Consider the following 24,295-nt stretch of genomic DNA (forward strand, 5'->3'; position numbering starts at 1 on the left):
ATGAATTACCTGATTGGATTATTTGAATCGGTCAGGGACTTTATCGCTACCGGCGGTGACGTGCTTTACTTCGTCGCTGCCGCGCTCTTTCTCATGTGGGTTTTAATGATTGAGCGTTATTGGTATTTAACCTCTGTTTTTCCAAAGGTGAAGAAAAACATCATCGCTAATTGGGATGCACGAGCAGATACTACTTCATGGTATGCGCATAGAATCCGTGACGCGTGGATTTCTCAAGCGTCAGACGACTTAACCGCAAGAATGCTAATCATAAGAACGATTATTGCAATGTGTCCTTTAATTGGACTACTTGGAACAGTAACCGGGATGATCAGCGTTTTCGAGACAATGGCCACACAAGGAACCAGTAATGCACGTCTTATGGCATCTGGTATCTCTATGGCTACAATCCCGACAATGGCGGGAATGGTAGCGGCGCTATCTGGGCTGTTTATCAGTTCACGTCTTGAAGCGAAAGTGAAGCTGGCAAGAGAAGGGCTAGTTGATAGCCTGCCACATCATTAGAGAGAGAGATTATGCCTCGAAAAGTCAGAACCGAGGAAGAAGATGCACAGATTGACATGACTCCCATGTTGGATATTGTCTTTATCATGCTTATCTTCTTCATCGTTACCACTGTTTTCGTTAAAGAAGCAGGGATTGAAGTTAACAAGCCAGATGCGAATCAGGCGGTTCTTCACAAAAACGCAAACATCTTTATCGCCGTAACGGAAGATGGGAATGTTTGGTTAGATAAACGTGAAGTAGCGCCAGATAGCGTAAGAGCGAATATAGAAAGACTGCTTACCGAGCAGCCAACTGACTATGTAATCATTCAAGCTGATGTTAAAGCGAAGCATGGTTTAGTAGTTGAGATCATGGATCAGGTCAAAGCCGCTGGCGTTGACCGAGTCTCGGTAGCGGCAAGGGGATAAGATGTTACGTATAATTGTATCTATATTATTAGGTGCTGGTGTTGCATTTGCCCTATTCGTTCTTATGGCCAAGCTGATTGAAAACTCATCTAGGCCAGCAGACGAAGTGCCGCCTGCACCCGTAATCGATATTGTGATGCAGGAACCAGACGACCAGACGCAAACACGTCAACGTGTTCCGCCTCCACCGCCGCCTCCGCCTCCACAGCCTCCTAAAATGGAGCAAGTAGAGCCAGAAGCTGCGGAGCCAGATGCAGATGGGTTTAGCTTAGCTATTCCTGCTATCGATACTGGCGGCGTAGGTGTAAACATCGGTGGTGTTGGTGCTATGCAGCGTGATGGTGAAGCAACGCCTATCGTTCGTATCGATCCTAAGTATCCGCCGCAAGCAGCCAGAGATGGCCGTGAAGGTTGGGTTAGGTTATCTTTCACTATCAACGAAGTTGGTGGTGTAGACGATATCGAAGTTATCGAAGCAGAACCTAAGCGTGTATTCGACCGCGAAGCACGTCGTGCTCTTCGCAAGTGGAAATACAAGCCTAAAATTGTTGATGGCAAAGCTGTTAAGCAAACCAACATGTTTGTACAGCTAGACTTCAAACTGGAGCAATGATAATGATGAAACGTTCATTCAAAATGTCAGCCGTTGCTTTAGTGCTAGGTGCAGGGGCGATGTTCACATCGTCTGCTGCCTTAGCGCAGTCATCTGCTGTAGTTTGTCCTGGATACGAAAAGGGCAAAACAACACTGGTTGGCGAGCGTACTGGTAAGAAAGTTCAGAAAGCCTTTGAGTTTTACAATGAAGACCAAGTCGATGAAGCGTTGAATATCCTTTATGATATTGACCCGTCTGATGACTTTGACAAGTCTTATGTAAAGCGCTTCATCGGAAACCTGCTTGCAGCGCAAGAAGGTAAAGGTGCCAAGGCTTATGGATATCTTGCAGACTCAGTTCAACCGAAGGTACTTAACGACCTAGAGCATTCTCAAACACTTAAATTGTTAGGTGACTTGAGTATGCAGGAAGAAAAGTTTACTGACGCGGTTAAGTGGTACAACTCGTGGATGGATTTCACGTGTAAAGAAGACGCTGATGTGTATACGCGTTTAACTCAGGCTTATTATGAATCTAAGCAATTAGATAAAATGATTGAGCCAGCGGATAAAGCGATTGCTTTATACGAAGAGCCAAATAAAAACCCGTATGTGCTAAAGCTTACTTCGTACTACGAGCGCAAGATGTTTCCTGAGACAGTTGCTGTAGCAGAAGAGTTGGTGCGTAACTTCCCTGAAGAGCCACGTTGGTGGAGTCAGTTAGGTTTCTTTTATCTTTCAGTGGAAGATTATAAGAAAGCACTTTCTACATTTGAACTAGCACACATGCAGGGCTATCTAGAAAAAGAAAGTGAAGTTAAAGCACTTTCTCAGCTTTACCAAACTAATGGCATGCCGTATCGCGGTGCCAAGGTAATGGAAAAGTTCATGAAGTCTGGTTTGCTAGAAGAAGATGAGAAGTTGTTAGCAAGTCTTGCTAACGCTTATCACTCTGCGAAAGAATTCAAAACTGCTGCGTCACTTTATGGCAAAGCCGCTAAAATGAGTTCTGATCCTGACCTTTATAAGAAGCAAGGTACATTGTTACTTGTTGCTGAAGATTATAAAGGTGCTATCTCTGCGCTAGAAAATGCGCTAGAGAGAGGTATCGAGAAGCCGGCTAAAGTTCACTTCACGCTTATGGAAGCGAACTTCTATGCAGGTAACTACAGAGAAGCCTTCAGACACATCCAAGAAGCTAAGAAAGATCGCTCACTACGCCGTAACGCCTCAGCGTGGGAACCTTACATCAAGGAAAAAGCGAAGAACCGTGGTATCAACATTTAATTGTTAATACCAACGCTTAGTAAGAAAGCCTCCTCACGGAGGCTTTCTTGTTTCTGAGCATATTAGAGATGAACTAATCAGGTGCATTTTTTAGAGAGGATTGTATAAAAGCCGAGGGTATATAAGCGGTGGCTGAAGCTATAGTCAAAGTGAGAGTAGAATAAAGAAGAAAGATCAAAGAAAAAAGAATAAGAGCCTGCTCAGGTGCAGCTACCAGCCTAACTATTTGCTATCAAGATAATAACAGCGTGCCGATAATAACAGTGTCCCTAATCTGCCATCTCAAGCCTGATGATAAAGCGGCTAATAATTTCTTTTAACGCAGCAGTTGTTCCTTTTTTCCCTTTTGTTTTTAGCGTGTTAGAGAGTGAATCATAGTTAGGGCGGGGTTGTTGTAGAAGTTTTATCAATTCACTTTGTACTTCATTAGCTTGGTTGCCGGTAAATTCTCCTATTGCAGTAAAGAGTGCATCAAAGAATGAATCTGAAGTAGAACGCGTTTTTTGCTGGTCTCTTTTTGGTGTACGTCTGGTTAATGTACTTTTGCTTAATGTACTTTTGTCCAATGTGTTTTTGTTTAATAAATCTTGGCTTTGTGTATCAGCGTTAGATTCAATATCAGTCAGCTTATTTGCGCTTACTGCCTGTGCAGATAGTTCATCCAATGTAGCGGTATCTATGTCATGTAAGGGGGCGCTCAGGTAACTCTCGGGGTATTCAGTGCAACAGAGTACAATTGCATTTATCTCTCCCCATATGTTATCTAGGCTTCGATAACCCGCTATAAAATGACGAAGTTTGGTAATACAAAGTAATTGCAAAGAAGCAGAGAGAGAATCATAGGTGGTTTGCTTATTCTTAGCGTCGTATATGCTGGCTAGTTCTGATGAAAGTGTTCGTGCTCGGTCAGAAAGAGGCGCTATTCGCAATACGCTTGTTTCACCACTCGCTTTGTTGGCTTTCTCACCTTTGTGTACGCATACAAATTCATTGTGTTGCCAAAATCTATCTAGTTTATCCTCTGAACCGTACGACGTGCTTAAGCTATCAATGTCAGCTTCCTTAGCAGCTTTTTCTATGGACGTTAAAATAGAGGTACCAAACCCTTTTCCCTGAAGTTCTGGACACACCGCAATACGGTTAATACGCCAATACTTCAACGTGGCAAGGGTAGGGTTTGCACTCATAAGCGTTAATTGCTGTGCGCCTAAATGTCCCTTAGGTCGACGTTCACCCGTTGCTATATTCTCAGCAATGTCTTTCAGTTTCTCGCCACCTTCCTCGTTAACAACCGCGGCACCAATTACTTTGGCATCCTGATACAATAAAAACACTATGAGGTCTGGGCTATCTAAGAGGCGCATTAAGTCATCAGGCGTGGTTTGGTAATGGGCAAGTGTTAATAGCTTCATCACGTCGCCCAGCGCTGTCTCACTGAGCCGTTGAAACCTTGTTTTGCTCAACGAGGTGTCACTAAACGAGTTAGTCGGGACTAATTGCGCTTCGACTGTTTTGTCGCTGTCTTCTTTATCGCATCCAAGAAACGATTCTGAATTTTCAGCACCTGTATCAAATAAACATGCTTTAGTGATAAAGCGTTCAATCGGGTCATGGTGCAACCAGCGAAGTGGCGTGTGTAACTCAACAATGTTGACAGATTTACCTTCACTCTCGTTTGAGTGAGCGTGTAATTTCGGAATAAGTTTATGAATAAAGCCGCTACCGCTGCCCTCATAACCTTGTAATGTGGTGCTAAGCAGCCACTGCTTATGATTTGTGATTATATTAAGCACTACGGGTATAGGTAATGAAGCTGCCTCATCAATAAAGACGATATTACAATGGCCGCTAGAGAGGACTGGGTTATCTGGTGCAACCCATTCAACGGTTCCCTCGCCAACGCACCGTTTTTTCTCAGGCGTTTTATTCAATACTTTATTCAAATTTTTATCCGAAGAAGAAAAAGACTCAACATGCGGATCTTTGCTATCGTCGGTAGAAGTTTTATTTTGTTCGCACATTCGGTCAATCTGGCGGAAAACAGCATGTACGTTTTCAAAAAGTGTGCTTGTTAGCAGAATATGTTGGCCTTCATTTAACAAGTGCCATATGAATATTCCTAGTAGGCTTGATTTACCGCGCCCTCGGGGTGCCGCTAAGATAGTATGCAAATTATCCTCTTTAAACTGTGCGCTCAGCGCATTAAATGCGGCTCTTTGGTCTTTAGAGCTGAATAAAGAGGGTGTTAAGTGTTGGCTATCCTGATAAGTCTCTAAATAACCCATATCCTGCTTTGCATCTAGATACGGTATATCTTGATTCGGTAGGCGGGTACCTTCAAGGCTGTGAATTGCGGTGTGCTTGTCATCTAAAAGTAATGTTATAAATCGGTTTAAATAAGCACTGTCATTACTTTCGTAGCCGTATGAAATGAAAGAGGCATGGTGTTGCTGTGGCCACTTATCAAAAGAAGGGCAGGTAACAATGAGGCAGCCGCCGTGCTTAATTGTGCCAGCCAGCGCCAAAAAGTTGCCTGGATTAAAAGACTCATGGCAATGAAAAATGGCAATGTCCCGTTCAGAGCCCAATAGCATTTTTCTGTTTTTACTTTTTAATTGGCTCTCGCTAAACGCTTCTGCACGACACTGGACTGGTAGTTCAGCGAGCAATACATCAATAGTATTCTCGATAAACTCAACGTCGCCAGATATAACAAGGAGTCGGCGATGAATCTGTGGCCGTTCTGCATTGTTTTGTGCATTGTATTCTGCATCGCTTTTTTGCTTTGCAGCCTGCGTGTAGTAAGGGGCGAGTAGCCAATCACGTAATTGTTGTAGCGCCATGAAGAGTTTTTTTCTGTATAATTGAACGCATATAGTAGCGATTTATATTAAGGAATTCGAATGCGCTTTCTTTCTCGGCGTTTAGTGATGCCAAACGACCTCAATTACGCCAACTCATTGTTCGGCGGTAGAGCATTAGAATGGATAGATGAAGAGGCCGCCATATGGGCTATTTGTCAGTTAGAAACCAATTGTTTGGTCACCAAGCATATAGGCGAAATTAGTTTTGAATCACCAGCTTTACAGGGCGATATCGTTGAGTTTGGTCTTGAGACCAAGGCAGTAGGGCGCACGTCTATTACGGTGAGCTGTTTAGTGCGTAATAAAGCCACTAAAAAGACGATTTGTTTTGCAGACGATATTGTTTTCGTTAAGGTGGACCCAGAGACGAGACAGCCGGCTTCTCACGGAAAGACATTAGAAGGGTTAATTGCGCAAACTGATGATGAAGTGCGCAAGCTCAATCTTAATATAGAGAATAGCTAAGTCGAGTTTAGTTCGTCACACTAAATTTGTAACGGCTTAGATTTGTAATAACCTAGATTAAATATGAACTTAGCTTAACGAGCGCTGCGCTTGACGGCGTGTTTCGAAGTGGTAGACTCCACGGCGTTCGTTAAGTTGATGACTTGTGCTCGTTTAATTCAAGCAGCTTGCACATGACGAGTGAGTCACTTGCGAATTATACCAAGGGGTGTCCGTTTTTCGGTCTGAGATCCACACTAGTGGGAACCCTTAAACCTGATCCGGATAATACCGGCGTAGGAATGGTTTACAATATAGCCTGATCACCTGCCGCTAAACCCGGATCTTTTTTCTTATTAAGAGAACAAGAGATCCCATGTACAAACAACTTTTCACACTCTCTCTATTGGCAACCTCAATAAGTGCGATAGCACAAACTGAAGCCTCTGATAACGCTCAAAAAAGCACTGACACCATTGACGATATTGAAAAAGTAGTGGTGACGGGCAATTTTCGTCAAACTACCCTAGCTCAGCTTAGCGCCAGTGCAACCATACTGAATCAAGAGCGCTTGCGCAGCAGACAGCCTTCTCATGTTGACAGTATTCTCAATAGTATTCCCAACGTAAATTTTGCGGCAGGTGCCTCTCGCGGCCGCTTTATACAAATTCGTGGTATTGGTGAGCGTAGCCAGTTTGCTGAGCCGATTAATCCGTCTGTCAGTTTTATCGTTGACGAGTTTGATTTTTCTGGTCTCGCTGCGTCGGGCATTATATTTGATACTAAGCAGCTTGAGGTTTATCGCGGTCCCCAGGCCACGCTATATGGCACGGGAGCACTAGCCGGAGCCGTTAAGCTATCAAGCAATGAAACAGGCAGCGAGGCGCCTGACTATGTTGAAGCGCGAATTGGCAATAAAGATAGCTATCGCGTTGAAGCTGCCACTGGTGATGACATCAACACCAATTGGGGCTATCGCGTAGCGCTGGTTCACAATCGAAGCGATGGTTTCGTTGAGAATACGTTTTTAAATAGAGACGATACGAATAATATTGATGAGACTGCGCTTCGTTTCGCTATAGATGGAAATGTTGCTGACAACAGCACATTGGCATTGGCTTATCGTTGGTATGATATTGATAACGGCTACGACGCATTCTCTTTAGACAATGACAACAGAACGTTGTCTGATGAGCCGGGTTTTGACGAGCACCAAACCCACGCAGTAAGTGCCCGTTCTACCACCACCACTGGCGCAGGCGACCTTATCTTAATTGCGACACATGCTTCTCATAACATCGCCTATGGCTACGACGAAGATTGGACATTCACTGGTTTCCACCCTTTCGGCTACACATCCTTTGATGCTTACTATCGTGATGTAGAAACACAGACAGGTGAAATCCGCTTTGTTTCCTCTCGCGATGCTGCCCTGTTCAATGGCATGACAGATTGGACGGTAGGGGCTTTCTATAAACAAACTGAGGAAAACTTGCTTCGTCAATATACGTATTTAGACAGTGATTACGCCAGTGAGTTTGCCCCCACAACAACCGCGCTTTATTTAGAAACCGAAACCCGCTTAAGAGATGATTTAACGCTGGTAGCCGGTATTCGCGCAGAAAATTATGATTTCGATTTTGCGGATAATCGTGGCCTGACCCGCGATAACGATACCAATATGCTGGGCGGCAAAGTGGCATTGCAGTACACACTGGGCAAGCACTTTTACTACGGCAGTATTTCACGTGGCTATAAAGGACCTGGCTTTAACCCTGATAACCGGGTTAACGACGAACAACGGTTCTTCGATGAAGAATACAACGTCAATTACGAACTAGGATTTAAAGGGCCGCTGTTAACCCCTGACTTAACGGCCCGCGCTGCTATTTTCTACATGGACAGGACAGACACTCAAGTTAGCGATTTTGATGTAATTACTCGTGAAGACGGCACGGCCGGATTTATCGATATTATTGATAATGCCGATCTTGGAACCAACAAAGGGGCTGAGCTTGAGTTGTCATGGTTGGTTTCTGATGTATGGCAGCTAAGTGCGAGTGCAGGATATTTGTCAGCCACATTTGAAGGTTATACGTTAGCCGATGGCACGCAAGTAAATGAGCAGCGTCAGGCTCAGGCACCGAAGTGGACAGGTAATCTATACAGTGAATATGCGTTAACCGACAATGTAACGTGGCGAGTAGATATAGATTATAAAGACGAATATCGCTTTTCAGACGGACACAACGTAACGTCGCCATCTACCACGTTGGTGAACTCAGAGTTTGTAGTAAACCATGGCAACTGGCAAACCTCTGTGTGGATCCAAAATGCGTTCGACAGAGAGTATTACACACGGGGCTTTGGCGGCTTTAGCAATGATCCAAGAGATGAATATGCGTTTGAAGAGCCGTATTATCAGCTTGGTAATGGCCGTCAATTTGGCGTAACTGCTAAGTATGAATTTTAAGGGAGTATGAATATGCAAGTCATGGTTGAATTGTCGTTATATCCGTTGGTGAATGAGTATATTCCTCCTATCCAAAATTTTATTGATAGGCTTAATAGCTATACTGAGTTAAGCATTAACACCTGTTCCACCAGTACTCAGGTCACTGGTGATTATACAAAGGTGATGGAAATTTTAGGAAAAGAGATGCAACGGACACACGAGGAAGTAGGGCAGGCGATCTTCGTCGCCAAATTTCTTAACTTTGATGCAATGCAATCAAGAAAGTCGTCGTAGTGGACGGCTTTCTTTCTGATTTTATTGCCCAAATAGCGGGCACCTCTCCATTAGAGTGGGTGGCCGTTGTGCTCGCTCTAGGGTATGTGCTGCTTGCCGCAAAGCAAAACAGTTGGTGCTGGGCGTGTGCATTTGTGAGCACTGGCATTTACACCTGGTTATTCTGGCAAGTCACGCTTCCCTTTCAAGCTGCCTTAAACCTGTTTTACATGGCAATGGCCGGCTATGGATACTATCAATGGTCGAAGGGCAGCACAGCAGACGGGCAGGTTAAGCCTGTGCGTTCATGGGCCCTGTGGGTTCATTGTTTAATCGTGCCTGCTATGCTGCTGCTTGCGTGGGCGTTAGCTCAAGTTGCGGGCTCACAATTTATTAGCGATTACTTACTCTTAGATGCCAGTATTAATTTACTCAGTGTTGTTACTACCTTTATGGTTGCCCACAAAATCTTACAAAATTGGGTGTATTGGTTTTTTATCAATTTGGCTTCGGCCTATTTATATCTACAGGTAGGGTATGCGTTATCTGCATGTCTTTTCCTAGGGTATGTGGGTTTTTCTATATTTGGTTACTATCAATGGTTCTCCCAATGGAAAGCGCAAGATGACAGACAATCAACTGCTACAGCTGTTACATAAGCCTCTAGGGCTGTCTGCTGAGGCAAGTTTGTATCGCTGTCCTGCAGGGGCGGTTAACCATGTGTATCATTTGCGGGATGCTAACCTTAGCGCGGCGGTAAAATGGCTTGGTGACGATAACTTCAGTGGCGTAAAACGACGTGAGCAATTTGTGCTGCAGCAATCCTTATCGCGTTTAGGCGCTGCGCCAGAACCCATTTGGTTGAGTGCTGACGAAACAATTTGGGTAGAGCTGTGGGTAGATTGTGACGCCAATCAGATAGAACAGGACAACAGTGCTCAAAAGAGCTCTGTGCAGAAAAACTATAAACAGGCAAATAGTCAACCAGAGGCGTTAACACCTCAGCAAATGGCGCAGGTGTTAGCACAGCTTCATGCATTACCTGTTAGCGGTCATCCTTTAAATCTGTATGAACGTTGGCAGCATTATCTTGAAGTGGCAAACATTACATCGACAAGTGCTTTATTCGATAAAGTGTGTGAGCTGAAACACCACGTTATAAATAGCGAAAGAGAGTATTGTGGCGACTCTGATGCCGAAAACAGAAGCAATGATAGTGTTGGTGAGAGCGACATCGTTATTTGCCACAACGATTTATTGAGAGCTCATGTATTAAAAGCGACGGCCACACCCCCTCTTCTGATTGATTGGGAATACGCTGCCATTGGCAATCGCTATTTCGATTTAGCATCATGTTGTTTAATCAATGGGTTTACAGATGCCGAAAGCCTTCAGCTAGTTAACACCTACGCCGATGAAATGGGCATTTGCCCACAAAGGGCATTGTCGCAGCATAAGTTGTTCACTGACATCGTGGATGTAACCAACGCGTTATGGCGCGCAGCAATGGATGCGACAGCGAATAATGAGACACTTTTGAATGAAAATTCAACGCATTGAGTGTAAATTAAGCATGAGAGCAGGGCAGCTAACAAAAAGTCTTTACCTTTTAATTGTCATACGTATAATGCACAGCGCGCTAGGGGTGTAGTTCGAATTGGTAGAACAGCGGTCTCCAAAACCGATGGTTGGGGGTTCGAGTCCCTCCACCCCTGCCACTTTCCCTCTGATTTATTTCTGGTTACTCTTTTACAAATTCTCGTAGAGCCTCGAACCTTAATGTAATTCCCTTTTATTCCTTGTTATTTAGTTCCCCATTTTTAATGTTTTCCAATTGTGCAAAGTCTGTGGAATACGATTAGTCATTCAATATCTCACGTCATTGCAGTACACTACGGATACGTTTCTACTACGCTATTTCTGCTTAAAGCATTAATCTAATTTGCCGGTATTATTATGCTCATTACGCCTTATCAACACGCTGTTTTGCAAGAGATGGGTATTCCCGTTTGGATATCTAAAGAGGCATATTTTGCCGCACAAAATAGTAAAGAAGGCAATGGGGCTAATAAGAATACGGGCGGTGAGAATACAGCTAAATTGCCTTCTAGAGAAAATGCGCCTGCTCCAGTATCTAGCAAGCCTATTTCACAGCAAGAAAAGCAGTCGAGACTTGATCAGCTAAGAGCCCATGTTGGTGGAGCGACTACTCATAAAGAAAGCCCACCCATTAAAGAAAACTCAGCCGCTAAAGAAAGCTCAGCCGCTAAAGAAAGCTCAGCCACCAATAAACCACAGCCCACTCAAAGCGATACCAGCTCTCAGTCTCAGCCACTGGGTATACCGTTAAGTGCTAGTCAGAAAGTAGCAAGCGCAGCATGGCTTTCCGATCTCACTTTAGCCTGCGTACAGCTAGGCCTCTCTTCGAGTCAGGTTAACGTATTCATTGGAACAACACTCAGTATTCGTAAAGACGCTATAGTTTTACCTGCACCGCCAACGCAGCTCAATACGCAGCAAAAACGAGATCTATGGCAGGCGTTAATATCAACTAGCCAAAATAGCGAGTAAGCACGAGTGCCAAACTTGACGATTGTAAACTCGCATACGCCATTAGATTCTCTTCACGAGGCCCATCGCATTCACGAGTCTGTACAGGTGGAACCATGGTCTTTCGCTACTTTTGAAGATTGCCTTACAGCACCTTATTACGGCGTATTCGCTTATCTTGAGGGAGAGGTTGTAGGGTTCGCCATTGTGCTTGAAGTGCTGTCAGAAGCCACGTTAATGGATATTGCCGTAGACAAAAAAGCAAGAGGTAAAGGACTTGGTAAAGCGCTGCTTACCTTTGTACTGGAGCAATCTAAACGTCGCAGCATGGATGAGATGTGGCTTGATGTGAGGGAAAGTAATGAAGTTGCTATTTCCCTTTATAAACAACAGGGATTTTCCTATATAGATACAAGGAAAAATTACTATCCCACAGAAACAGGCAGAGAGAATGCTTTAGTTATGAAGTGGAGTAATGCTGAGCCGTAGAGATTGTCACAGCCCTTTGACTGAGCCCACTAGGCCTACAGGACTGTTTCGCGATTAAAATGCTTCCATTTAGCCCAAAACTCGTACAACAAAGATCAACACGCCCTAATTACAATCGCATTCGATAGCAAAGATGCTCGATTATGATGATGCAGTCCAAAGGTATCTTAGTCTATTAAGCTGTAACTAAAAGTTGACCATTTGGTCATATTCCGTTTTGCATTTTTCCGCCCTTCATTTCAATTAGGCTAGTTTTACCTTATAGTCGCGCTCTTTACAGATAATACCAGTGCACCTGCGGTAACACGCCGCGATGACGCACATTTTAAATCTCGCTGAGTGGGTAATTATCTATGCGGGCTGGTATAAGAGGTGCTCAATACCTCAGTGCGCAGCAACAGCGCAAATGTAGCCAATTGGATCTAATAACCATGCAACACACTTCCACAATAGATAAAACCCAGTCTAAAGGCATTAAAATGCTTTTAGTTGCCGTGCTGTGCTTGGGGTTTAACTGGCCCGGAATGAAAGTAGGGCTTGAGATAGTTTCCCCGCTGTGGATGGTGAGTTTACGCTTTTTACTCAGCTTACCAGTATTAGCGCTTTTTGTGGTGTTAACCAAGAAGCGTTTACCTATGCTCAATCGAAAAGACAGGTCCGTCATTCTTGTTGTCGCTTTTTTTCAATTTATTTTATCTATGGGCCTAATTACGGTCTGCCTCCAGTTTATTCCTGCAGGAACGGCGAGTATTCTCATTTACACCACGCCGCTTTGGATGTTGCTAATTGACACCTTATGGTACAAACAGCGTGCACCATCAAAGCGACTCATACTTACTGGTATATCCACTATTGGCTGCGCAATGATTTTGTTTGCATCTGGTGAGTCGGGCGCACGCCTGCCGTTGTTGGGAATGTTAGTCGCCTCTGCGCTTTGGGCTGTAGCAATCCGCAGAGTGTCATTTCACAAGTGGCAAGGTAGCGTAATCGAGGCAGTATTTTGGCAGTTCGCCATCGCAGGAATTGCTATGGTGGGATTAGCCTTGGCTTTTGAACCTATCCCAGACTTTGCACTTTACACATGGGCAGACTGGCTTCTATTAACCTACATTGGTCCTGTGGCAACAGGATTGGGGTTTGGGTTAATGGTGGCTGCTGGGCCTAAGCTTCCTCCTGAAAAAATTGTGCTTATTTCTACGCTGACTCCAATAGTGGGCTATGTAAGTTCAGTGATTATTTTACAGGAAACCTTATTGCCAATGGTGGTCGCTGGCGCAGTGTTGATGATTGCTGCACTGATAGTGAACGGGTTGTCACCGCACACGTTGAAAAAAGTGTTCCGGCTGCCCTAGGCGCTTTTTACTCCCCCTTTTTGGCACGAACTATACAATTTCGACCTTTGTTTTTCGCAATGTAAAGGGCTTTATCTGCCCGTCTAAATGCGTCGACCACATCAGTTTGGCCTGTACACATGGTAAAGCCAATACTGGCACCCACTGTTCTATCCCCTAATTCTGAAAGAGAAAGCCCGTTGATGTCATCGTGTACGTTATTGAGCATATTATAAAATGTATTGTCATCCATATCTCGCGCAATAATGGCAAACTCTTCTCCTCCAAAACGGCCCGCTAACAGGTTATCGCCATTAAGCGCGTCTAATGTGTTTGCAACCTTTTTCAATACAATATCGCCCACGTTATGACCAAAGGTGTCGTTAATGGTTTTAAAATGATCAAGGTCGATAAGCGCTACCGCAATATTCCGGTCGCCTCCTACTAGGTCTTCAAAACTTGCGTCCACAAATAAGTCGACACTTCTTCTGTTTGGTAGGTTGGTAAGCGCATCTTTAGATGCTAATTCAGCAAGCATTCTGTTTGACTGCTCGAGTTCTAAGGTTCTCTCTTTTACTAACGACTCTAAGATGGACGTTTGTTCGCTTTTCATTCGTGCCACCTCCTTTTCTGCATCCCTTTCTTTTTGAAGTCGCTTTATCAAGTAATTGGAAGTTATTACTATCATGAACATGCAGGTCAGTAAGATCCCAGCCATGAAGGTGGCAACAGGGTCCCAGGTTGAGAGTGTATTATTGAGCGCGATAAGCACTAAAAACAAAGAGCTTACTGTTATGGGCAACATGGCAAGTGCAAACCGTTTTGCTATGTCTGACCCTCGCTTATGCTCCACTATAATTACCACAACAGAAATTATTAGGTAGGGAAAGAACAGTAAAACGGGAAGCCGTAACGCTAAATCTAATCCCAAGGTTTGCCATACAGCGATACCAATAAGCGGCAGTAAATAGCAAAACCACTTGATAAATTTTTCACCGTAAATCTGTCTGCCTGGTCTTTTCAATACCGTTACTATCACCCCGAAGGCAGAAAGTAGCAGTGCGTAAATACTGACAGCGTAGCTGATATCATTAAGTTCAGGGGTTTGAGGCCATAGTATTTCAAACGCGTAACCGAACACTCTGAAAAACCAAAAGGTGGTTGCAAAGATAAAAACCGCGAAGCTTAAAAACGCAATTTTGCGCGTGGCAAAAAAGACCAAAAATGATAAGGCAGTCAATATGGCCATGGCACCAAAAAAGGCCATGTCTCGCTGTAGGGTATCGACATAGTCATTAATCACTTTCTCTGGTGTGGCAAGAGAGAAGTTGTAGCGAAGAATTTCACCCCGCATATGGCCGGTAAACGTCACGCTGCCATTAGCGGGCAATATTGATGGAAAGTGGTAATTCGGTAGGTTAATCTCTCTTGTAGAAAAGGGGAGTGCATCACCTGTGTTCCATACCCGTCTACCGTCTGATACCTGTAGGTGTTTAATAGCAGGAAACGTAATATTGAACCATACCGGTGTAGGTCTATTACTCTTACTTTTTACTTCTATTTTAAAGTGCAGATATTGACTGGGCTTCCTGTCTAAACCACTTGGGTCATCAACCCAATTTTCACGGCCGGTTAATACAGAGGTGTTAGATATGGCGAACTGTGCATGCTCAGTGAGTGCTAACTCTTCATTCGTATCAATGAAAATTACATTACTGTTTACTGAAAAAACAAACACGCTGTAGAGCATGAATGTAAGAAACAGTTTCAACCTCACCATCGAAAACATCCTTTTAATATAATTTTCTACTATGTCTTTTTAGCACAAGAATGGATCCTAATCTTAACACTTTCAAATTAATACATGGCGTTGCATATAAATTGACCATGCCAATGCGTTAATGTTTTACCCTAATTTCCCATATTCTTTCATAGGAATAAACGGTTTTAGTGTCAATAAGGTTAGGTGGCGGCGAGTAGAAGCAAGAGACAAGATTTCAACCCTGCCCCAAAAAAATCAGACAATATCAGAAAACTGCAGGCTGACGTCCAAGATAGTAAAGGCAAAAATAATAAAGGCAAAAAAAAGCCCGAGAATATCTCGGGCTTTGACTACATGTTTATGTTTTAAACTTATGTTCTAAACGTGTTTTATAACACGGTTGAGTTTTAGAACTTACCTCTTAAACCAGCAAAGAAGTTTGTGCTTGTGTCATACACTGTAGGGTAAGTATTACCGTTACCTAGCGCTGGGCCAGCACCTGAGTAAACAGGAGGCTGTTCGCCAAGTAAGTTAAGTGCACCAAGCGTAAACTCGAAGTTATCTGACATGTAATACGTTGCCGAGATATCTAAGTAGTTAATAGCATTGAAACCGGTTTCTAGATTATCGTTTTCATCATCGTTATCGGTTGCACCAAAGTGTCTCCACGTTGCTGTAATATCGATGTCTAGCTCGGTGTTCCACGTTGCCATAAATCTATGACGGTATTCTGGGTTTGGCGCACCACACGCGTTACCAAAGAAGCCCGCACATTCAACTGCATCACCACCAGGGAATGGCACTGTATCTAGCGCATCAAGCAATGTTGCTGCGTAATCTAGCTTGATGTTGCCAAGCTCAGTATCAAAGTTATAGCCAACTTGTAAATCCACACCCGATGTTTCAAGGGTTGCAATATTCAAGTTTGTTTGCTGGAAACCAACACCAAACGTACCTGCTGCAAGTGAACCTGCAGATGAACGTGTGATTAGACCACAGAATGTTGGATCACCTGTTTCTAGACAGTTGTCAAAGATAGTCTGTGCTGGAATACCGGCAGAGATAGCGTCATCTACTTTAATATCGAAGTAATCGATACTGATTGAAAGGCCCTCAATGCTTTCAGGTGTAATTACAGCACCAAAGGTTACTGTGTCAGCAGTTTCTGGCGATAGGTTAGGGTTACCACCTGTTAGAGACTGTGTTTGACCTGAAATTACGTCAAGGATGCCGCCATACTGAGCCGCAGTTACACCCGTGCGCGCACAAGTTTCTAGTGACGCAAGAGGGTTACTACCCGCACACGGATCGTATAGCTGCTCACCACTTGCATCAGTACCTTTAGGACTTAAGTTTGGAAGACCTGTGTTTTGACCTGTGAATAAATCAATGACGTTAGGAGCACGCACCGCTCGTTGGAACTGTGCACGTAGTTTAACGTCTTCAACCGGTGTCCACGATAACTGATAGCCGTATGCATTGGTATCAAAGCTGTTGCTTGTACCATTGCCGTTTGCATCGTAATCAGAGAAGCGGTATTGCGCGCTCAGCACTAACTGCTCAGCAAAAGGTGCGTCTGAAAGTAAAGGAACTTGTGTTTCTAAGAAGAATTCGCGAACTTCAATAGAACCCTCAACGGCAAGAGTCGCACCGCCCACACCGGTAAAACCACCGCCTTGAACTTGGCTGATTTCATCAGGTGAAGAGGCTAGCGTATCTTTACGATACTCAACACCCATCAATAGGCCAATGCCATCGTCAGCAGTAGGTAACTGAATACCGTAATCGCCTAGGTTAGCTTGAATGTCTGCGCCAAACACTTTCTGTGAGGTTTCGCCGTTAACGATACCAATACCTTGAATGAAATCGAGCTGGTCTTGCGTAACTTGGCTCTCACCGCCTGGGCGTTGGAAAATGTTGTAAGGTACACAACCGCCAGATTGGTCAGTACACACGACATTGCCGTCGGCATCTGTAGTGGCAAGTAACGCTTGTTGTAGGTTAGCTACAACAAAATCGTTTGTAGAAGCGCTTTGATCGCGAGTTTCAGAGATTTGACCAAATACGTTCCAGGCCCATGTATCGTCGATAAAGCCTTTTAAGCCACCCACAAAGCGCCATGTGCTGTTTTCAAGACGAGAGTCACGAGCTCCACCTTCCACGTTACGGTGAGAAGCGGTCACGCCGCTAACAATGGCATTGTTGGCGATATCATCAGCAGAACAGCCAAAGATATCTGTAAACGCAATACCGCTGTTGCCTTGAATTAGTGGGTTACCACAGTTTATGTCATAAGCACCAATACCAAATGATGCACTCGGAGCAATTTGTGCGTTACTGGTGTTGTTAATAAATGAGAAGTCTGCATAAGCTTCTAGGTTTTCAGTTAAATCGTAATCGCCTTTCGCGTAAAAGTGATAACGCTCTGAAGGCCGTTGGAAGAAGTTTTGCGCACCAAAGTTAAAGGTTTGCGCAGGTCCGCCAGCGTAAGGAATGATGTTGCCATTTTCTTCTTGGAATGCAAAACCACCCGGGCCGCCAAATAAACGGAAGTTAGCAGAACCAACACAGCCTAGACCTTCAAAGCTAGATGCGCCGCTGCTTTGGCCAAGAGTACACGCAGAGAATACGCGGTCTGCTTGAACAATTTCATTTCTGTCTTCATAAGAAGCATAAATGGTTACGTTACCTTTGCCATCGCCTGTTGAGGCGCCGAACATGGTATAGATAAGAGTTTCGTCGCCATCCATGGTTGAACCAGGAATAGGCTGGTTAGCTGCGTTTAAAACGCCTTCGTAAAGACCATTGTCGTTATCGGCGTAGTTTGAACTAAACTGACCGCCGAACTCTACGCCTTCAAAATCGTCACGAAGAATAAAGTTAGCAACACCACCAACAGCGTCTGAGCCGTATACCGCCGATGCACCACCGGTTAGGATGTCTACACGCTCAAGCATTTGGGTAGGCACTAAATCGACGTTAGCTGCCGCTGTGCTTGATGAACCGTAAGGCAGACGTTTACCGTCGATAAGCACCAAAGTTCTGTTAGCACCAAGACCACGCAGGTTTAGCGTTGCCGTACCTGTTGCGCCGTTTGATACTTCAGAGGCCTGACCTGCGAACACCTGAGGTAGCACATTTACGAAGTCTTCTACACGTAAGTTACCACGAGCAGCAGCTTCAGCACCTGATACACTTAGTACTGGTGTAGCAGCTGCAATATTTGGGTTTGAAAGTAGACGAGAACCTGTAACTTCAATTTTTTCGACTTTTTCGTCTTCGCTGTCTGCATCTTCTTGTGCATACACATTGCCGGATAATGCTATGGAAGCCGCAGCTCCGAAAGCGCAAGCTAGTCTGACTGACTTAGCCAGCTTGTGGTTTGTAAACATTGTAGTCTCCCTAGACTGTGTGTTGTCTTAGAACTTTTGATTTTTTTTATGTGTGCGTTTTTTTTGCGCACATCTAATGTATACACAAAGCTGTCATATAATCAACTGAGCTATGTAATATTTACAAAATATATGTTTAAAATTGAACTCTTTATGATTCAGGTTAATAAATTCTTTTGCTGCTAAGCGTGTAAATATTTCTTGGAATAAGGCTCTACTGTTACCGACGGTAAGATGCTAAAATCACCAACAATTAATACACCACCCGAATTTTGTTTTTTCATTACATTCGCTAAATGGAAATTCAATGCATTGTGGTTCAAATGTCGGAGTCGAGTTGGCTAATCAGCACGACATCCAAAAGCACAGAAAAAGATTATTATTAATGTCAGATCTAAAGCTTCTTGAAGAAATAGGAAAGCGACGCACGTTTGCGATCATTTCACACCCTGATGCGGGTAAAACCACCATTACTGAAAAAGTGTTGTTGTTCGGTCGTGCTCTTCAAACCGCAGGTACGGTTAAAGGGAAAAAGTCGGGCCAGCATGCCAAATCAGATTGGATGGAAATGGAAAAAGAACGTGGTATTTCCGTGACGACCTCGGTTATGCAATTTCCTTACAACGACCATTTAGTGAATCTACTCGATACCCCAGGGCACGAAGATTTCTCTGAAGATACCTATCGTACACTTACCGCTGTTGACTCCTGCTTAATGGTTATTGACGCCGCAAAAGGGGTAGAAGATAGAACCCGTAAGTTGATGGAAGTTACTCGTCTGCGCGACACGCCAATCGTTACCTTTATGAACAAGCTCGACCGTGACATTCGCGACCCGTTAGAACTTCTTGATGAAGTTGAAACCGAGCTAGATATTCTGTGCGCTCCTATTACATGGCCTATTGGCAGCGGAAAGCGATTTAAAGGTACTTATCACCTGTATCGCGACGAAACCGTGTTGTACCAAAGTGGTCAAGGTCACACCATTCAAGAAGTACGCACTATCAAAGGGCTGAATAACCCTGAGCTTGATGAGGCAGTAAGCAGCGAGTTAGCAGATATACTGCGTGATGAACTCGAATTAGTACGCGGTGCGTCAAATGACTTCGACAAAGAGCTGTTTTTAGAGGGGCAATTAACCCCAGTATTCTTTGGAACCGCATTAGGTAACTTTGGCGTTGACCACATGCTCGATGGCTTAGTCGAGTGGGCTCCAGAGCCTTTAGGTCGTGATACTGAAGCAGGCAAAGTTGACAGCAAAGACGCCAAGTTCAGTGGGTTTGTATTTAAAATACAAGCTAACATGGACCCGAAACACCGAGACCGAATTGCGTTTTGCCGAATTGTGTCGGGTAAATACGAAAAAGGCATGAAAATGCGCAATAGCCGTTTAGGTAAAGACGTTCGTATTTCTGATGCGCTTACGTTTTTAGCCGGCGACCGCTCTTTGCTTGAAGAGGCTTATGCCGGCGATATTATCGGTTTACACAACCACGGTACTATTCGCATAGGTGATACTTTTACCTCTGGCGATAACTATCGATTCAGCGGTATTCCTAATTTCGCTCCTGAACTATTTAAACGCATTCGTCTAAAAGATCCCCTTAAACAAAAGCAATTGTTAAAAGGCCTTATACAGCTTTCAGAAGAAGGTGCAGTTCAGGTGTTTCGTCCGCTTGCGAATAACGATCTTATTGTTGGCGCCGTTGGTGTGCTTCAGTTTGATGTGGTGGTTGCGCGTCTTAAGGCTGAGTACAACGTAGAAGCCTTGTATGAGCATATCAATGTAAGCACAGCGCGCTGGGTTTATTCTGATAGCGAGAAAAAGCTAGACGAGTTTCGTCGAAAGGGTGAGCAAAACCTTGCGCTAGATGGCGGAGACAACCTCACTTACATTGCACCGACTATGGTGAACCTTCAGTTAGCGCAAGAGCGCTACCCAGACATTCAGTTTACGAACACGCGCGAAAATTAAGAACACACTATGAATATACATGCTCTATTAGTTAACCGATTCAGCGAAGCACTTCAAAAAATGGGCGTTGAGAACGCGCCTATTCCTGTTTCTCGCAGTGCCCGTCCAGAATTTGGTGAGTATCAGTTTAACGGCGCCATGGCGTTGGCTAAGCAATTGCGCCAAAAACCTCGCGATATTGCAGAGAAAATCGTCGAAATAGTGGAACTTGACGACGTATCTTCAAAATTAGAAGTCGCCGGTCCGGGGTTTATCAACATTCACTTGAGTGACGAATGGCTTGCTAGCCAATGCGAAATTTCACTCGCAGACCCTCGCTTAGGCATCGCTAAGTCGGATGAACAAAATATTGTTGTCGATTATTCTTCACCAAACTTAGCTAAAGAAATGCATGTAGGGCATTTGCGAACCACTATTATTGGTGACGCGGTAGTGAAAGTGCTTGAGTTTTTAGGGCATAAGGTCATTCGCCAAAACCACATGGGCGACTGGGGTACACAGTTTGGGATGCTGTTGGCACACCTGTCTGACAAGCTCCAAGAAGAAGTGGCTGAAACTGCGCTGTCTGACCTAGAAGATTTTTATCGCGAAGCTAAAGTTCGTTTTGATGACGAAGAGGGGTTTGCCGATCGTGCTAGAGAGTACGTAGTGAAACTTCAAGGCGGAGACAAGCAGTGTTTAGCACTTTGGGAGAAGTTTATCGATGTATCGATTGCTCATTCAGAAGAAGTGTACAAAAAGCTTAATGTCAGTCTAACTCGCAACGATATTATGGGTGAGTCGGCGTACAACAGCGATCTGGCTAGTGTCATTGCAGACCTTAAAGCAAAGGGAATTGCTGTTGAAGACCAAGGTGCTCAGGTGGTGTTTATTCCTGAACTTGCCGACAAAGAAGGTAATCCTGCTGTTTATATCGTTCAAAAATCTGGTGGCGGATACCTTTATGCCACTACCGACCTTGCAGCGATGCGCTATCGCAGCGGTAAGTTAAATGCCGACCGCACGCTGATACTTACCGATGCCCGTCAGGCGTTACATTTTAAGCAAACTGAAATTGTAGGCCGCAAAGCGGGCTTTATGCTTGAAACACAAACCTATGAGCACTGTCCGTTTGGCATGATGCTAGGCAGCGATGGCAAGCCTTTTAAAACGCGTACGGGTGGAACGGTTAAGTTGGTAGAACTGCTAGACGAAGCTATTGAGCGCGCAGGTAAACTGATTGCTGAACGTGACAACGATTTAAGTGAAGATGAACTGAATGAAGTTGCTTACAAAGTAGGTATTGGTGCGGTGAAATATGCCGACCTATCTAAGAACCGTACCACTGACTATATGTTTAACTGGGACTCGATGTTGAGTTTTGAAGGCAACACAGCGCCTTACCTACAGTATGCTTATACTCGAGTGAAAAGTTTATTTAGAAAGGCTGGGGTAGACATGGCGTCTATGCCGGTTGATATCTCATTGGTGGAAAAACAAGAGCATGCGCTAGCTGTACTTCTTTTACAATTTGAAGAAGTTATCAGTATGGTGTCTCGTGAGGCAACGCCGCATATTCTCTGTACTTACCTGTACGATGTGGCATCAGCCTTTATGACGTTCTATGAGGCGTGCCCAATGCTTAAAGACGGCATAGAGCCAACAGTTCGCGACAGCCGGTTGGCATTGTCAGCTTTAGTTGCCAATACGTTGGAAAAAGGTTTGACCCTTCTCGGTATCGAAATACTAGAAAAAATGTAATCTACGTCATACATTGCACAGTATGAACTAGTTATATGAGCAAGAGGCTGGCAGTAATGTCAGCCTTTTTCATTTCTGCAAGCCAGGTCAACAAGGCTTTGTCTTTATGGATTGAAGCTTATATCGAAGCGCGTATACCGGTCAGCTTTTTTACATAAAAGCTGATAGTAAAAGCAGCGTGGCCATTACAAAAAAATAACGACAAAACAACGACAAAAAAACGACAAAACAACAATAGGAAAACCAATGACAAAAATTCTCGCATTCGCTGGTAGTACTCGAGACGGTTCGTTTAATAATGCTATCGTAAAAGTCGCCGCTGAAGGGGCAAAAGAAGCAGGGGCCGATGTAACCGTTATCAACCTAGCTGATTATCAAATGCCAATATTCAATGAAGACGAAGAGGCTGAGTTTGGTATTCCAGAAAAAGCATTGGCGTTTAAAGCGCTCTTAATGGAGCATGATGGTTTTCTTATCGCGTCGCCTGAATATAATTCCAGCTATCCTGCTTTGCTGAAAAACGCTATCGACTGGGCTTCTAGAATGAGTGAAGGTGAAAAGCCGCTTCAAGCATTTAAAGGAAAAGTTGCCGGTATTATGGCTGCATCTGCTGGTGGGTTAGGTGGCTTAAGAGTGCTGGTAGTGCTTAGAATGCTGTTGGAAAACATCGGCGTTATTGTTAGTCCAAATCAAAAGGCTATTGCGAAAGTAAACACCTTGCTTGACGATTCTGGCAGCGTAAGCGATGAAAAAACAATAAAACAACTTAAGAACTTAGGAAAAGAAACCGCAAAGCTTGCGCGTAAGCTAGCTGTTTAATACTGATTGTGGGTAAAGCGGTTGATCTAACACATGTTGGTCGTCAACCGCTTCCCAATTTACAACATTAACAAAAAGCCTCTAGTTTATCCCTCTCGACGTTTCCAGATAGCTTGCGAAACTGCCAAGCCAGTGGCTTCCCATATAGTGCATATCTTCAAGGATTGCGTTTAGTCCTGCATCGCGATGTGCTTTCATCACATTTTGCAACGCGCTTACTCGCGGATCATTTGGGTCTAACGCACTTACCATGCCCTCAATCATCCACGCTCTGCTGATATTTAAACCGTCTAAATGTGCTAATTTTCCATCAGATTTATCGGTTACCGTAGCGGGCTGCAACCAATCGTTGCTTGTGCTAGTGAGCGTAGGGAAGAAGTCAGTAAGCCATTCGCCGTATTCTTTCTTAGATAAAACTCGGCGCATTAAATCTGCTTCTGCCAAGCAGGGTGAAAGAAAGTCTTGCCCTGATGGCTCATAGCTTATTGGGCAGCGGGTATCGCTTTTATAATAATCTTTTATTCTTGATGTGAGTAGGGCTTCAAAGGATTCACTTTTTGCAATACGACTCCAATCTAGCATTAAGCCAAATGCAAAGGCAGTTTGACTGTGTTCTCCTGTGCGTATGGGGTAGGCGAGCTTGGGTAACCAACTTTCTATTCGCTCAACAATAATGTTTTCTAAAGGCTTAAGTCGCGAAAGCCATGTGGTTGCTTCAGGCAACGACGATTGGCGCAGCTCAGCAGTTAGCTGTAAGAACCATGCAAGGCCATAGGGGCGTTCGAATGCGCTGTTATTTGGCCGTTGTATTGTTGCTACTTCGCCTTCGATATTTTGCTGGCTAAAACTTTTATTCAAACTGGCAATAATCGTGTCTTTTGAAATGTTATCGCCGCCAGTATTGAGCATGCGAACCAACAACCAATGACCGTGTACGGAAGAGTGCCAATCGAGACAGCCATAAAATGCAGGGTAAAGAGCTTTCGGCGTCTTTGCATCGGCATTGCTGCTCATAGTGTGTTTAATGATATTGGGGTATTCTTGGTGAATACATTGAAGGGCGAGGTCTGAAAATACCTTCTCGTAGCCACTATCTTGTTTGATATCTCTGTTACTTGAGTCATATACTGCACTAGTACTACTTTTTGCGTTGTCACTGACGTGTGCAACAGCCGTTGTATCGCTAGTTTTCAAACCAGTAGCAAGGCCTTTAGCGTTCTCACTAGCGCTACTGTTCAAAGAAGCATTAGCGCTGAATGTAGCGCTGGCGAAAAATGAAATAGCGGTTAGAGAGAAGAGAATGGCGTTTTTGACCTTTCGCATACAGATTCCTTTTTAGTCAATGTGAAATTACCTTCTAAGAGATAACTTTCTAAGAGATAAAC

19 protein-coding genes, 1 tRNA gene and 1 riboswitch are annotated in these 24,295 nt (G+C 44.1%); of the genes, 16 read left to right on the forward strand and 4 right to left on the reverse strand.

Annotated features, from left to right (window positions below; genetic code table 11):
• Genes JV36_RS0108280 through JV36_RS0108295 form a run of 4 tightly spaced genes read left to right on the forward strand, consistent with a single transcriptional unit; the run spans window position 1 to window position 2,816 of the window.
• Entirely contained in the window at window positions 1–525 is a 525-nt protein-coding gene (locus JV36_RS0108280; protein WP_032094464.1) for a MotA/TolQ/ExbB proton channel family protein, read from the forward strand.
• An 11-nt stretch (window positions 526–536) separates the two neighbouring features.
• Window positions 537–935, forward strand: a complete 399-nt coding sequence (locus JV36_RS0108285; protein WP_032094465.1) for an ExbD/TolR family protein — start codon at window positions 537–539, stop codon at window positions 933–935.
• 1 nt (window position 936) lies between these two features.
• Window positions 937–1,548 (forward strand): energy transducer TonB, encoded by a 612-nt coding sequence (locus JV36_RS0108290; protein ID WP_032094466.1) that lies wholly within the window; start codon window positions 937–939, stop codon window positions 1,546–1,548.
• Between the two features lie 2 nt (window positions 1,549–1,550).
• Window positions 1,551–2,816, forward strand: coding sequence for a tetratricopeptide repeat protein (locus tag JV36_RS0108295; protein ID WP_081926564.1), 1,266 nt, complete (start codon window positions 1,551–1,553; stop codon window positions 2,814–2,816).
• A 269-nt stretch (window positions 2,817–3,085) separates the two neighbouring features.
• On the opposite strand, the gene JV36_RS0108300 is transcribed toward JV36_RS0108295, so the two are convergent.
• Window positions 3,086–5,659, reverse strand: coding sequence for a GNAT family N-acetyltransferase (locus JV36_RS0108300; RefSeq protein ID WP_052010009.1), 2,574 nt, complete (start codon window positions 5,657–5,659; stop codon window positions 3,086–3,088).
• Window positions 5,660–5,719: 60 nt separating this feature from the next.
• On the opposite strand from JV36_RS0108300, the gene JV36_RS0108305 reads away from it, so the two are divergent.
• The 9 genes from JV36_RS0108305 (at window position 5,720) to JV36_RS0108345 (ending at window position 13,243) form a co-directional block, all read left to right on the forward strand.
• Window positions 5,720–6,145, forward strand: a complete 426-nt coding sequence (locus JV36_RS0108305; RefSeq protein ID WP_032094467.1) for an acyl-CoA thioesterase — start codon at window positions 5,720–5,722, stop codon at window positions 6,143–6,145.
• Between the two features lie 194 nt (window positions 6,146–6,339).
• Window positions 6,340–6,444, forward strand: a riboswitch (TPP riboswitch).
• Window positions 6,445–6,500: 56 nt separating this feature from the next.
• Window positions 6,501–8,597, forward strand: coding sequence for a TonB-dependent receptor (locus tag JV36_RS0108310; RefSeq protein WP_032094468.1), 2,097 nt, complete (start codon window positions 6,501–6,503; stop codon window positions 8,595–8,597).
• A 12-nt stretch (window positions 8,598–8,609) separates the two neighbouring features.
• The gene (locus tag JV36_RS0108315) at window positions 8,610–8,873 is read left to right on the forward strand and encodes a hypothetical protein (RefSeq protein ID WP_032094469.1); all 264 of its coding nucleotides are present in this window, start codon (window positions 8,610–8,612) and stop codon (window positions 8,871–8,873) included.
• Entirely contained in the window at window positions 8,873–9,511 is a 639-nt protein-coding gene (gene pnuC / locus JV36_RS0108320) for a nicotinamide riboside transporter PnuC (protein ID WP_032094470.1), read from the forward strand. Before JV36_RS0108315 ends, pnuC begins: the two co-directional genes overlap by 1 nt.
• Window positions 9,477–10,412 carry a phosphotransferase gene (locus tag JV36_RS0108325; protein ID WP_052010010.1) on the forward strand — a complete coding sequence of 312 codons (936 nt, stop codon included), beginning with the start codon at window positions 9,477–9,479 and terminating at the stop codon, window positions 10,410–10,412. Before pnuC ends, JV36_RS0108325 begins: the two co-directional genes overlap by 35 nt.
• Before the next feature lie 81 nt (window positions 10,413–10,493).
• Window positions 10,494–10,570: transfer RNA gene (locus tag JV36_RS0108330), tRNA-Trp, on the forward strand.
• Window positions 10,571–10,808: 238 nt separating this feature from the next.
• The gene (locus JV36_RS0108335) at window positions 10,809–11,423 is read left to right on the forward strand and encodes a hypothetical protein (protein ID WP_032094471.1); all 615 of its coding nucleotides are present in this window, start codon (window positions 10,809–10,811) and stop codon (window positions 11,421–11,423) included.
• Between the two features lie 15 nt (window positions 11,424–11,438).
• Window positions 11,439–11,891: a ribosomal protein S18-alanine N-acetyltransferase gene (gene rimI, locus JV36_RS0108340; protein WP_152561499.1), complete on the forward strand. Its 453-nt coding sequence runs from the start codon at window positions 11,439–11,441 to the stop codon at window positions 11,889–11,891.
• Between the two features lie 431 nt (window positions 11,892–12,322).
• Window positions 12,323–13,243 (forward strand): DMT family transporter, encoded by a 921-nt coding sequence (locus JV36_RS0108345; RefSeq protein ID WP_032094578.1) that lies wholly within the window; start codon window positions 12,323–12,325, stop codon window positions 13,241–13,243.
• Window positions 13,244–13,250: 7 nt separating this feature from the next.
• Here the strand turns inward: JV36_RS0108345 and JV36_RS0108350 are convergent, their stop codons facing one another.
• Entirely contained in the window at window positions 13,251–15,002 is a 1,752-nt protein-coding gene (locus JV36_RS0108350) for a diguanylate cyclase (RefSeq protein ID WP_032094473.1), read from the reverse strand.
• 389 nt (window positions 15,003–15,391) lie between these two features.
• On the reverse strand, window positions 15,392–18,376 hold the full coding sequence (locus tag JV36_RS0108355; protein ID WP_032094474.1) for a TonB-dependent receptor plug domain-containing protein: 2,985 nt from the start codon (window positions 18,374–18,376) through the stop codon (window positions 15,392–15,394).
• Between the two features lie 385 nt (window positions 18,377–18,761).
• Here JV36_RS0108355 and prfC point away from each other — a divergent pair, with 385 nt between their 5' ends.
• From prfC to JV36_RS0108370, 3 genes are all read left to right on the forward strand, one after another.
• Window positions 18,762–20,351 (forward strand): peptide chain release factor 3, encoded by a 1,590-nt coding sequence (gene prfC, locus JV36_RS0108360; RefSeq protein WP_032094579.1) that lies wholly within the window; start codon window positions 18,762–18,764, stop codon window positions 20,349–20,351.
• A gap of 9 nt (window positions 20,352–20,360) precedes the next feature.
• Window positions 20,361–22,091: an arginine--tRNA ligase gene (gene argS, locus JV36_RS0108365; protein WP_032094475.1), complete on the forward strand. Its 1,731-nt coding sequence runs from the start codon at window positions 20,361–20,363 to the stop codon at window positions 22,089–22,091.
• 246 nt (window positions 22,092–22,337) lie between these two features.
• Window positions 22,338–22,910, forward strand: a complete 573-nt coding sequence (locus tag JV36_RS0108370) for an NADPH-dependent FMN reductase (RefSeq protein ID WP_032094476.1) — start codon at window positions 22,338–22,340, stop codon at window positions 22,908–22,910.
• Window positions 22,911–22,991: 81 nt separating this feature from the next.
• Here JV36_RS0108370 and JV36_RS0108375 read toward each other — a convergent pair whose 3' ends face one another.
• The gene (locus JV36_RS0108375; protein WP_081926566.1) at window positions 22,992–24,233 is read right to left on the reverse strand and encodes a DUF2891 domain-containing protein; all 1,242 of its coding nucleotides are present in this window, start codon (window positions 24,231–24,233) and stop codon (window positions 22,992–22,994) included.
• Window positions 24,234–24,295 lie beyond the last annotated feature (62 nt).

This window comes from Alteromonas sp. LOR, from assembly GCF_000753865.1.
Lineage (GTDB): Bacteria > Pseudomonadota > Gammaproteobacteria > Enterobacterales > Alteromonadaceae > Alteromonas.